Annotated in this window: 9 protein-coding genes and 1 pseudogene; 3 read left to right on the forward strand and 7 right to left on the reverse strand. The window is 37.9% G+C overall.

Features of this window, described 5'->3' with window-relative positions; all coding sequences use genetic code 11:
* Window positions 1–5 precede the first annotated feature (5 nt).
* From LKI_RS03145 to LKI_RS10725, 4 genes and pseudogenes are all read right to left on the reverse strand, one after another.
* The gene (locus tag LKI_RS03145; RefSeq protein ID WP_013102704.1) at window positions 6–2,390 is read right to left on the reverse strand and encodes a Xaa-Pro dipeptidyl-peptidase; all 2,385 of its coding nucleotides are present in this window, start codon (window positions 2,388–2,390) and stop codon (window positions 6–8) included.
* Window positions 2,391–2,513: 123 nt separating this feature from the next.
* Complete coding sequence (locus tag LKI_RS03150; protein WP_013102705.1) at window positions 2,514–3,794, reverse strand: MFS transporter; 1,281 nt, start codon at window positions 3,792–3,794, stop codon at window positions 2,514–2,516.
* 132 nt (window positions 3,795–3,926) lie between these two features.
* Window positions 3,927–4,847, reverse strand: a complete 921-nt coding sequence (locus LKI_RS03155; protein ID WP_013102706.1) for a tyrosine-type recombinase/integrase — start codon at window positions 4,845–4,847, stop codon at window positions 3,927–3,929.
* Window positions 4,844–5,353: pseudogene (locus tag LKI_RS10725) on the reverse strand (restriction endonuclease subunit S); the annotation flags it as partial. The pseudogene LKI_RS10725 and the gene LKI_RS03155, both read right to left, overlap by 4 nt.
* Window positions 5,354–5,421: 68 nt before the next feature.
* On the opposite strand from LKI_RS10725, the gene LKI_RS03165 reads away from it, so the two are divergent.
* Window positions 5,422–6,018 carry a restriction endonuclease subunit S gene (locus tag LKI_RS03165; protein ID WP_013102708.1) on the forward strand — a complete coding sequence of 199 codons (597 nt, stop codon included), beginning with the start codon at window positions 5,422–5,424 and terminating at the stop codon, window positions 6,016–6,018.
* Window positions 6,019–6,020: 2 nt separating this feature from the next.
* Here the strand turns inward: LKI_RS03165 and LKI_RS03170 are convergent, their stop codons facing one another.
* Window positions 6,021–7,565: a type I restriction-modification system subunit M gene (locus LKI_RS03170; RefSeq protein WP_013102709.1), complete on the reverse strand. Its 1,545-nt coding sequence runs from the start codon at window positions 7,563–7,565 to the stop codon at window positions 6,021–6,023.
* 294 nt (window positions 7,566–7,859) lie between these two features.
* Between LKI_RS03170 and LKI_RS03175 the strand changes: the two genes are divergently transcribed.
* Together LKI_RS03175 and LKI_RS03180 are read left to right on the forward strand one after the other, a co-directional pair.
* A complete protein-coding gene (locus LKI_RS03175) occupies window positions 7,860–8,102 on the forward strand; it encodes a transposase (RefSeq protein WP_004912700.1) in 243 nt (80 codons plus the stop codon).
* A 45-nt stretch (window positions 8,103–8,147) separates the two neighbouring features.
* Window positions 8,148–8,954, forward strand: a complete 807-nt coding sequence (locus LKI_RS03180) for an IS3 family transposase (RefSeq protein WP_187286364.1) — start codon at window positions 8,148–8,150, stop codon at window positions 8,952–8,954.
* A 101-nt stretch (window positions 8,955–9,055) separates the two neighbouring features.
* On the opposite strand, the gene LKI_RS03185 is transcribed toward LKI_RS03180, so the two are convergent.
* Both LKI_RS03185 and LKI_RS03190 read right to left on the reverse strand, forming a co-directional pair.
* Window positions 9,056–9,655: a restriction endonuclease subunit S gene (locus LKI_RS03185; protein WP_013102712.1), complete on the reverse strand. Its 600-nt coding sequence runs from the start codon at window positions 9,653–9,655 to the stop codon at window positions 9,056–9,058.
* A gap of 114 nt (window positions 9,656–9,769) precedes the next feature.
* A complete protein-coding gene (locus tag LKI_RS03190; RefSeq protein WP_013102713.1) occupies window positions 9,770–12,301 on the reverse strand; it encodes a M1 family metallopeptidase in 2,532 nt (843 codons plus the stop codon).
* Window positions 12,302–12,385 lie beyond the last annotated feature (84 nt).

Genomic DNA, 12,385 nt, shown 5'->3' on the forward strand with positions numbered 1-12,385 from the left:
AAGCATCATCTTAATGATTGCGTGTTATTTTGTGCAGGCAAAGTTAACAAACTGTGCGCCAAATCAATGGTATAAACAATGCCCTGGTTACCACGAATCGTCATTTCAAAATCAGTTGCATAGACAATCAACCCCAATTGATGCCCTGCACGTAAGTGGTATAATGTTGGCTGCAAAGTGATATTGACGGTGACATATTGTTCTGCCTTTAAGTCATCAGTTTGCCAAACATTCGTTCGGTTCTGCAAATTAATATGACCCAGGGTAATCAATTTATAATTGGCTTTTTCCATTTCAAATTCTTGTAGATCGACTTGGGCAAAATTAACACCCCGATCAATTTTAACGCCTTGATTAGTTGGCTGTGACTTCAGATAATCGTCCGCACCATAATCAAGCAACATGGCACTGATTAGCCCAATATTCTGTGATGACTTAACACGCAACGTCAAAGTTACTTCACCATCAATAAACTGATCATCAACTAATTTAGGTGTTTTAAAGTGTTGTTGTGTTTTTGATAAATCAGATGATTGACGTAATGTTTTATCACGCCATCGACTGAAATACTTTGCTGATTGCTCGAACAACTCATGACTTAACTGATCTGTAAAAGACACCTCGCCGTTGGTTGCGTGCTTAACGAGTTGTCCAGCTGCCAAATGATAAGTGCGTGTGTTGATGGTTGTTCCCCACTCATTGAATCCATGCCAGGACTGACTTTGTGTATTGTCTTGCCAAATAACATTGGGTAATTGTGTTGATACTTGAGAAGGCTGCCCTAATAATTTGGTAACCAACCACAAGTTCATCTGATCAGCAAAATCTAATGATCGATTATTATTAATATTAATGTGTTGTCCCTGGTGCAAAATTAATTTATTGTTGTACCCATTACCCCTTAACGCCTGCCAGAGACGATAAACTTGACGCGGTTTCACATTCCAGTCATTTAATCCGTGAACCAACACGATGTCTGTTTTAATATGATGACTACGATTCAAATAATTACGTGCATCCCAAAAAATATTATAGTTGCCGTTTTCACGGTCTTGTAAATTTTTAGTTTTTGTTTGAAACTGTTGCCATTGCTTTTGAGTACGTGTCCAGTCAGCAGGATCTTTCATTCGGCTGTAAACCAATTCTGCTAAAACATCCATATCTTCGCCAGGAAAACCACCTGGTGCAATAACCAACCCGTTATCGCGATAATATTGATACCAATCAGAGATCGACGCTTCGGCAATGACCGTTTCCAACCCTGCTACACCTGTTGCAGCGACTGCTGTCGCCAACGTACCTAAATAAGAACGGCCAGTCATTGCAATCTTATGATTAGACCAATCAGCTTTAATTGCAATTTGACTTGTTCTATCCGTAAAGGCTACACGATTTCCAGCTAACCATTCGACAACATTTTTCATCGATTCAACTTGGTCAGGTGATCCTGTGTCTTGCATACCATCCGAGTGCCTAGTCCCTATACCTGAGGCGTAGGCAACTGCAAAACCACGTGAGAGAAAATAATTGTTCAAATCCCATGCATGGCCTGATAAGGTGGTAAACGTTTTGGTGGCCGCTGATGCCACGCCTCTTATTTCCCTAGCAAAGGGCCGATTAACCGTTTCATCCACTTGGTAAGTCACAACATCACGTGCCACCTGCTTTGGCACTTTACGTACTAAAGGCACATTCACATGATGAACCTTAGCATCATTTTCTTTTAGCATCATCCCTTGATAATAGGGTGACGCTGTAAATAATGCAGGTAATTTTTCAGTTGTATCAGGTCGCTGAATATCAACTTGAATTAAATCAAGTTGACCATCTAAATCTGAATCCACAGACGTTTCGACCCAAACTGTTTCCTGAACCAAGTGGGTTGTATCATATGTCGCCATGGATTTGCCGTTAAAATAAATCCGTTGATTTGTAGTTTTGAAATAGCCATGGCTCGCTAGTTCGTCAATGAAAAGTAGGCCATTTTTAGTGTGCGTATTAAGTAATAAATACCATGCGTGATAAATATCAGAAACATCTGTTGTTTCCCAGCCAACCGATTTAAAGACTTGCTGTCCATCATAGGCGTTGTCTGTCAATTCTGTATCATAACCCAACAATTGTGACGCTATCGTATAAAAAATGGTCTTAGTCAGTGCTTGTTTATCTGTTATGAATGTTAAAATCGACGTGCTAGGTGTGGCAAGATGTTCGTCAAGCCACATATTTTTAGAAGATAAACTATGATATTCTGGCAAAGCATGGTAGAGTAAATGACGCAATAGTGTCGCTTTTCGCCAGCTATCATCATAAAATCCAACAGCCGATAACTCGGCTATTTCTGTTGACTTATCCACTGATTGTTTAGCAAATTGATGTATTTTCGTCATATATCTATCCTTTTAGAATTTACGCCCATTATACACCTTTCAGTATCTATCCCGACCTATTTTAATGCACCAAAAAAGTGCCACAATAACGATTTGACAATCGCCTATGACACTTCCTGAAATTTAATTTTTTCCTTGATAATATTGGTTAGCACCCAGCTTTTTAAAATCTGGAATTGTTAGCATGAATACTAAACTAATCACATACATTGCTGCTAAACTCATCATCACTGCACCAACACTATAGTTATCCATAATCCAGCCAATAACAACAGACGAAAAGGCACCTAGAGCTCGTCCAGAGCCCATGAGCGTGTTAGCAGCTGTTGCTCTGATCTCAGCCGGATACAGACGGCTAATAATGGCACCAAAACCACCATACATACCGTTAGAAAAGAAACCAACAATTGCACCTAATATGGTTAGTGTCCACATGTTATATGCAAACGTAAAGGCATAAATCATGATGGCAGAAGCGATTAAAAAGATTGTAAACGCTTGTCTTGGACCGATTCTGTCTAAAATCGTGCCAAATGTCATCATACCCACAGCCATACCTATAATAATTGGAATCATACCTAGGTTGACATAGCCCGCTGTCACAGTTGCCGTGATCCCCAATTGCTTTCGCATAATCGTTGGTAACCAGTTCATTAAGCCATAATAACCCGCAGTTTGAATAGTTAACATAATGATTAAGACAAGTGATGTATACGCACGTTTTGGTGTATTGGCTATAAATTTAAAGCTGAACTTCTTGCGCCCTGATTTATAATCTGCCTGTAGTTGTTCAAATGCTGGTGTTTCTTTTAGATGTCGACGAACAATGTACACAACGATCAATGGTAAGAAACCAATCATAAACAAACCACGCCAACCAAAGGTTGGCATAATGAGCGTGGCCAAAATTGCTGCTAGAATAGCACCAACTTGACCACCAATTGCTGTAATTGAACTGATTCTGCCAATACGATTGGCTTTAAAACTTTCAGCAATCAGCGCCATACTGACGCCGTATTCGCCACCAGTACCCATACCAAGCAAAAATCGTGAGGCATAGATCGTATGTGCATTATCTAAGAAGGCTAAAATAACAGTCGCAAACGTCACCAACATCACCGTATATGACAAAACACGTACACGACCAATACGATCGGCTAATATCCCAAACAAGACACTACCAAGTAGTGCCCCCCAGTTAGACATCGCTGCAATCACACCACCTTGCGCCCCAGTAATGTGTAATTCTGCAATCATTGGTGCTAGCGCAAAAGATAAAAATGTCGCGTCCATGTGATCTAAAGTAAAGCCTAGTGTTGTAGATCCCAACACCACCTTTTGTTCTTTAGTAAAGTTACTGGACACTGCTTTTCCTGCTGTATTATCTAACGGACTCATCGTCATATTATTTTCCTCCAAAATGGTTGCTCACTGGCAACCTTTATTTTGTCCAATAAACATTTAACCATAGATATGAGTAAAAAACAATTAAACGTTTAACATTTTATTAAAGAAAAGTGATACAACTCTTTTTTATCAAACTAAAGCAGCTAAATGCTTCATCACTTTATCATTATCTTGATTTTCTAATTCTTGAATAATATGCAAATATGTTGATTGTGTTGTGGTCATGTTTGAATGTCCCAACCTTCTAGCAACTGATGCGATACTCACGTTAGCATAAAGTAGTAATGAGGCGTGTGTATGGCGTAAACTATGAATCGAAATAACCGAAATATTAGCTTGCTTACACTTTCGTTCTAAGAAATGATTTACTGTATCATTAAAAATACGTTTATCTCCAGCAAATATTGGCTTATCATCGGGTAAGTTTTTAGCCAGTTGTGAAAATTGAATCACTGTCTGCCAATCTAATTGTATTTTGCGCACTGAAGACATGTTTTTTGTCGGCGCAAAATCACCAACAACACTTTTATAATCCCATGTTTTCGAGACATTAAGATTTTGTCTGGAAAAATCAAAATCATTGGGCGTTAAACCTAACGCCTCCGAAAATCTCAAACCCGTTTTAGCAATCAGTAATATAAAATAATCCCATGTTACGCCATCATTCAAGGTTAATTCATTTAACAAAGCACGTAGTTCAAATTGATTTAAATATTTTGTTTTGTGTTTACGATGCTTTGTCCCCTTTAGAATCGCTTTTCGAGTTGGGTCACGATCAATTAATTGTTCTTCTACTGCGTCAATAATCGCACCACGGACATGACGGTGGAAATCAAGTACTGTCTGGCGTTCATGATTTTCCGCATAATCATTAAGCAATTGCTGATACGTCAGACGCGTTAGATCAGATAATTTCAGTTCAGCTGCCAATCTTTTGATATGCCTATGCGTTAACTGGTATTTATCATACGTGACTTTACGCACGGCATCACGCTTATATAACTCCACCCACTGCTTAAAATAATCCTGTAATAATAGTTCTTGTGTCATCTTGACACCTCCAAAATAAAATTGGGCGTTTGCCCTGTTTCTATTTTGCATAATATGCAGTCGTTTAACAACTCACGCTCATTAACAGTAATCAGTTGGTCGAGGATTTTGAAGAAGGCTCCTATTTTGGTTTGTTCATCTTTATCAGGTACTTTAACTTTTATTGAACTAATTTGCGGGCCAGTCAATTGTGGAACTCCGGTCGACTCAATAAATATTTTAATTGAATTAATTGAATTTTCAAGAAAATCAACATCACCAATTTTAGGGATTAAGGTAATCAGTCGAACAGTTGGTGTAAAGTTGATATTCCTAGCTTTAGCGTGTCCTACGTCACCACGCCCAGTTATTGTAACTGCCGGTGATTTAATTTTATAGTTATCATAAAATCCAATAATTCCGTCATTTTTTAAAGCATTAGCTAAAACAGGATACTTTCCGTAACTTTTTACTTTATTCTTATCGACGTCCCCACCAGCAGAAATTTTTCCTAAATCGCCAAGGGCATGCTTTACCCAAGAGTTAGCATATCCTTGCCAAACAGAGTAGTATTTTTATACATCTAAATCGCTCGTTGGATACTGACGCTTGGGTAAAGCGTTATTTTTTAGATAATATTATAAATATAGTCGATTTCCGTGGGCGTACACCAAAAAAAATTGGAATGACTTGGAACAGCGAAGGATATTTAGCCCTCTCCGCATTAAATGTTAAAAATGGTTATATTGATCCGACCGCTGATGCACACTATGGTGATTCAAAACTCTATGATAAGTGGATGACTGGTAAAGAATTATATCAGGGACAAGTCTTGTTCACCACTGAAGCTCCAATGGGTAATGTAGCGCAAGTTCCTGATGATAAAAAGTATATTCTTAGTCAGCGTGTAATCGCTTTTAATACTCTACCTGATAAAATAACAGATGATTTTTTAGCAATTCTCTTGAGTACACCTCTGACCTTTACGAAATTGCATTCTCTTGCAAGTGGTGGTACTGCTAAAGGGGTAAGTCAAAAATCTTTGTCTCAATTAAGAGTTTCAATATCAACTTACCTAAATGAACAAACCAAAATAGGAGCCTTCTTCAAAACCCTCGATCAACAGATTACTGTTAATGAGGAAACGAAAAAATGCAGGTGCTCATCCTGCATTTTTATACACGACTATTAAATTCACTCAATTTTAACGCCTAATTCCTTGAGTGTTTCTTCTATTTCCTTCTCTAATTTCTGGATTTCGATGTCATCTTGTTTCAATTGCTGACGAACAGCTTCTAAATCAATTGGCTCTTCTTCTTCAAAAGTATCGACATAACGTGGAATATTGAGATTATAATCATTTTCTTTGATTTCATCAATTAAAGCCACATGCGCATATTTTTCAACGTCTTGTCGCTTGTCATAAGTTGAAACAATCTTGTCAATATTCTCTTCTGATAAGACATTTTGATTTTTACCCTTAGTAAATTGATTAATTGCATCAATAAACAACACATCTTTTGTTGCCTTATTTTTTTTCAAAATTAAAATAACTGTTGGTATTGATGTCGAATAAAAAATATTAGCTGGTAAGCCAATCACCGCATCAATCATGTTTGAATCGATTAGCTGCTGACGAATTTTGCCTTCCGCAGCACCTCGGAATAAGACCCCATGTGGTAAAACAATTCCCATAGTCCCTGAAGGTTTGAGATGATACAGACCATGTAACAAGAAGGCATAATCAGCCTTTGATTTTGGTGCTAGCTTACCATAATCACGGAAACGTGGTTCACTGAGACGTGACTCGTCGTTATTCCAATGTGCTGAGTACGGTGGGTTCATCACAACAGCGTCAAATTGATATGGCTCTTGCGCTGGCCAATCGTTATCCAATGTATCGCCATTACGTACATGAATATCTTCAAAACTCACACCATGCAACATCAAATTCATACGTGCCAAGTTAAATGTTGTGGTATTCAACTCTTGTCCATGATAAGCAATTGTTTTGTTTCCAGTTACCTGACCTGCAACAGTCAAGAGTAACGACCCTGATCCCATTGCTGGATCATAGACACTTCTAATCTGATTATCGCCGTCCTCATGGCCCTTGGCTACAATACGTGCTATGATTTCACTTACTGTGCGTGGCGTGTAGAACTCACCAGCCTTTTTACCAGCGCTCATAGCAAACTCTGAAATCAAGTATTCATACGCATCCCCAAGTACATCACGATCTGAATCAAAATCAATATCTTTCAACGCAGTAATTGTATCATTCATAACCTGACTAGGATTTTTGCCTAATCGATTAGAATCTAAATCAATATCTGAAAACAGCCCTTCAAAATCATCTTCAGATTTATGTCCTTTAACAGATTGTTCTAAGTTAAATAAAGCAGTCTTTAAATCAGAAACTTGAAACTGGTGATTTTGAATACGTGTTACCAAGCTATCAAATAGTTCATCGGGTTGAATAATAAAGCCATTGGCTGTGTAAAGTTCAGCAATAATATCATCGCGCTGATCTTGCCAATATTGCTTATAAATAGCGATAGGATCGCCTATCTCGCCTGTTGCATCGATCACTGCTGCCATTGTTTTATGACTTAGAAATCGGTAAAAAATCAATCCTAAAAGGTAATTTTTATATTCACTTGCATCCATTTTGCCACGTAAAACATTGGCTGAATTCCAAAGGGCCTGTTCGAGTGTTTTGGAAGTATTTTCTGTCATAATTTTCTATTCCTTGTGTCTTTCTAATTAAACTAATATTAATATGCTATATATTAATATCAATATCTTTGTTTAAAAGTTGAGCAACTAATTGCAACTTCTTTATCATGGCATCCTTTGAAAAATTAGCATAAACATGATAAGAGGTACCCGCAATCATTTTTGTTAATTTCACACCCTGATGAGATATTCTTTCCGATGTACCAATAAATCGTACAGTACTAGGTTGCTCTTATACTAAAAAAATGGACTATTTTTATTCAGTCCGTAAAATGAAAGTATAGGAGTATTTTTATGTCAATTCGTTATTCACAAGATTTCAAAGATTCATTGGTTAAACTTCACCAAGAAGGCCGTTCACTCAAATCATTAGCAGAAGAATTTGGACCATCAAAAGATTCTATTGCTATATGGGTTAAACAAGCTACCCCAATCATGATCAAGGGTCAGTCAAAGACTTTAAAAGACGTCAAGCAATTAGAGAAGCGCCTCGCTATTTTGGAGGAAGAAAACGAAATTTTATCACGTATAGCCTGACAGGCATTGAGCGGCCATCTTACTAGCCAAAAAATAGTCCGTCATGTGGGATTGCCGCTAGTTAATCAATTTTTAGCACAAGGCTACGCGCTTGTGCGTATTTTAAATGCACTTAAAATCAGATCTAGTACCTATTACAATTGGCGCCATTGGCAGCCCAGTCGACAAGAAAAGCGTAGAGAATCCCTAAAACCTTATATTTTAGACGTTTGGAAAACCTTTAAATTTTATGGCTATCGTCGTATTGCTGCTTATAGTCAACCAAACAATGACTGTCCAAAAATATCTGAATATATGACGCTCAAATTAGGGCGTGAATTAGGGATTAAATCGCGCATGCAAAAACGTTATCGCAAACCCAAAACTGTTGTGACGGTTGCTCAAAAACCCAATCTGATTAGACACTTGCATGATTTAAGCGGTGTTTGGCAAACAGATATCACTTATATTCAGTTGACTAATCACAGATGGGTCTATTTAGCGACCGTTTTGGATCCTGAGAAGAGAAAAGTATTGGGCTATAAAATTGGCGATACAATGACAGCCGAGCTAGCCACAAGTGCCTTACAGATGGCGTTAGATAAGCATCGAAAGCCACTCATTATTCATTCAGATATGGGGTCACAATACACGAGTGCTGAATTTAATATTAAATGTCAAAATTATGGCTTGAAACATTCATATTCACTCAAAGGACATCCATACGATAATGGCCGTATGGAAGCGTTTCATTCAATATTGAAGCGTGAAGAGGTTTATTTGAAGGCATACCAAACATTAACTGAAGTCCAAGCAGCCATTGGTTGGTATATCAATTTTTATAATCGCAATCGTATCTCAAATGTCGCCTAATTAACTGAATAAAAATAGTACAATTTATTGACTTCTGAGCACATCCATGTTGCGTTAAATTCTCAACAAATTTTCTCTCAAAAGGTACCTCGCCTTTTGTCTTATAAAGTGGCATTAATTATTCCTCTTTCTATTAGCTCATCAGCTAAACGTTTTTGATTCATTTCAACGCGTTGACGTAAAGTATTTAAACGATTAGTTTTCATGTACCATTTCCCTATTTGCCGTTGCTTTTCAATAGGTATCATTGGTATTTCCAAATTTTTCAAAATAGCTATTGTTACTTTTACAAAATTTGACCCCTGTAGTTGACGTGCAAGTTGCTTTTTAACCAGATGACTTTCATTTAATAGATAGATCACATAGTTTTCATCAATGATATTTTCATCTATTGGCACTAATTTAACGTAATTTTGACTAATTAAGTAACCTTGATGTTGGACGCTCACTTTAGCACTAGTTGCTGATATTAAACTAATAATCATGTCATTTTCTTCTGCTACCTCAACAGTATCTTCTGTTTTAATCGTCTTTTCAACTGCACTATCCTCTATTTCCGATTGTGATATGTCTTGTAAAAGGTGATTTTGATCATAAAAAAAATAGTTACGCGCATCAGTATTTTTACTTACCTTAATTCTAACTTGCGGTGATCCACCCTTAATCAAAAAGAGTTCTGATATTTTTTTCTTATATGTCACAGCCGTCTCCTATTTGTAATTTATTAACTAATACATAGTATATCACAAATATCCTTTCTGTGTAATTTTTTAACTATAACAAAAAAGAACCAAAATTTTGGTTCCCTTTAGTACTTAAATATTATCAGCGATCACTTGATTCACCGCGTCTTTTTCTGATGCAATTAATGCCACACGACTGCTAATCACGCGTGTATCCATTTTAATTTCACGAGTCAAGCCAGGCTGATCGCTTTTTGGATTAAAGAAGTTTTTAAATTCTTCTAAGCGCTGGCTAGTTTTCAAAACACTGGCAGCCACGGTAATGTAAGTTGTAAACTCCATATCACCACCAACTGTTGCTTCTAACCAATCCCACTCACGTCGTAACCAATCCCAAGCAGCTTGTTCGCCGTGTGTATTACGCAAAGTACCACCAAACCATCCCCGTAAGTCTTGTGGTTTAATCACATCTGCGTTTTTAAATGCCACTACCAATTGATCGACCAGTTTTGGCTCGGTCACAATCGTTATCGCCGCACGTAAATCTTGTTTGTAACTCGCATCAGAAGTTTGACGATAATTTAACAGCAAATCATCAAATAGCGTTTGATTGCCATAATTTTGAACCTCATTACGAATAATATACACACGTATTTCTGCGGGTATTTTCTGCAAATCGCTCTCATATGTTTTAAATAAGTCATGCGCCTGTGTTGTCGCTGCGCTATTGTTTGCGTACAATGCAGCTGAAACAATGTAACGACGCGTTAATTCATCATCTAAGGATTCGCCATTCTTTGCATGCCAACCTAAGCGTTCAAACTGCTGACGACTCAACTTATCATAGAACTGCTTCAAGTGCTTTTCTTCATCAGAATCAGGGGTTACAAATTGACGTAGGTCTTGTGCAACAGTATATAAGGCATCATTGACAATCTTAGAGTCACTATTAGCAAAACGGACGAGTAACGGTACAATTTCTGAAAATGCGATTTGTCGTCCCTGAGCAAGTATATGCAAGTCTTGAATCATTTGACGTTGCGTAATCGCGTCTAGTTGACCAACATTGACTAATATATCTTGTAAGAGGGTGGCATCATATTTGACGATAAAATGCGAATCATTTCTCCTATTGAGATAAAACGCTTCACCTGCCCCTCGACGTAGCGTCACATAATCCCCTAGAACGACCTTTTGTCCAGTCATTATTTTAGGCACTGTCTCGTAGTTACTGTTAACCGGTATTTGCCACAAGCGGTTATCATCCTGTCCTTCGCCAATAAAAAATTGTTGTTGTGTTAAAGTGAGCTGACCATCAAGCACCTCGGCAAAAACAACTGGGTAGCCTGGTTGTTCTAGCCATGAATCCATAACAGCTGAGACGTCCTGACCAGAAGCATCACCCAACGCTTGCCACAAGTCAGCTCCAGTTGCGTTGTCATATTTATGCGTCGCAAAATAATTCTTCAATCCTTCACGCAGCGCATCATCACCAATTAACGCACGTACCATGACTAACATACGTGCACCCTTTGCATAGACAATTGCAGCATCAAACAACGAATCAATCTCAGCTGGATGGTTAACTTGAACATGTACGGCTTGCACACCATCAGTTGCATCACGGTGTAAAGCTGCGGGTACATCAGATGTTTGAAACAATTCCCAAATGTGCCAATCTGGTTCAAGTGCATCAATAGCAACATATTCCATCATGTTGGCAAAACTCTCATTTAACCACAAATCGTCCCACCATTTCATCGTCACAAAATCACCAAACCATTGATGCGCGAGTTCGTGAGCAATGACTGTTGCCACTACCTGTTTAGCTTCCAAAGCCGTATTGTCTGGATCAAGCACCAAATACGCTTCACGATAAGTGACTAGCCCCCAGTTTTCCATGGCACCAGCTGAAAAATCGGGCAACGCCAATTGATTTGATTGTGGTAATGGATAAGGTGTTTGATAGAAATCTTCGAAAAATTCAATTGAACGCTTGGCAATATCTAATGCAAAATCAAGTGTTTTCGGATCATGGGCCTTTGTTGCATAAACACCAACATTAACGCCGCTACTCGTTTCTGTTTGTTTGTTTTGTAACTCTCCAAAGGCAAATGCTACTAAATAGGTTGACATACGAACAGTTGTGTCAAAATAGTGTACCCCATTTTCAACACGAATTTCGGGCATATTGGCTAATACGGTTTCTCCAGGTTGTTCATCAAATTTAATGGCTAAATCAAAGGTTGCCTTTGCTTCAGGTTCATCAATACTTGGAAATGCTTGGCGTGCAAAATTTGTTTCAAATTGCGTGCCAATAATTTGCTTTTTGACACCGTCAATTTCATAGTATGATGGATAAATGCCCATCATTGTATCTGTTAGTGGTGCCGTATAGTCAACAGTTACCTTTGTTGACCCTGATTTTGGTAAGGATATATTGAGGGCATCCAGTTCGCGATTAATTACAAATGGCACTGACTGACCATCAACTTGTACACCACTAACAGACAAATCTTTTTGGTGCAACGCAATTTTTGAAGTTTGCGCGACACCTGAAATGGTTGTTGTGCCACTAATTGTTTTTGATGAGCGATCAATATTCAAATAAATATCATAATGGTTCGGTTGAAACATATTATAGAATCGTGTTAATTCAGCCATAATTTCTCCTTAAAATTGTTAGAATATCTTCATTATACACGTTTAAAATAAAAACGTCCCTCATCAGGAACGTTTCAAAAATAA

Source organism: Leuconostoc kimchii IMSNU 11154 (genome assembly GCF_000092505.1).
Classification (GTDB): domain Bacteria; phylum Bacillota; class Bacilli; order Lactobacillales; family Lactobacillaceae; genus Leuconostoc; species Leuconostoc kimchii.

Bases quoted from the DNA above. Each gene is read 5' to 3' on its own strand.
- LKI_RS03150 (WP_013102705.1), bottom strand. From the start codon at position 3,794: ATGACGATGAGTCCGTTAGATAATACAGCAGGAAAAGCAGTGTCCAGT.
- LKI_RS03155 (WP_013102706.1), bottom strand. From the start codon at position 4,847: ATGACACAAGAACTATTATTACAGGATTATTTTAAGCAGTGGGTGGAG.
- LKI_RS03190 (WP_013102713.1), bottom strand. From the start codon at position 12,301: ATGGCTGAATTAACACGATTCTATAATATGTTTCAACCGAACCATTAT.
- LKI_RS03175 (WP_004912700.1), top strand. From the start codon at position 7,860: ATGTCAATTCGTTATTCACAAGATTTCAAAGATTCATTGGTTAAACTT.
- LKI_RS03170 (WP_013102709.1), bottom strand. From the start codon at position 7,565: ATGACAGAAAATACTTCCAAAACACTCGAACAGGCCCTTTGGAATTCA.
- LKI_RS03145 (WP_013102704.1), bottom strand. From the start codon at position 2,390: ATGACGAAAATACATCAATTTGCTAAACAATCAGTGGATAAGTCAACA.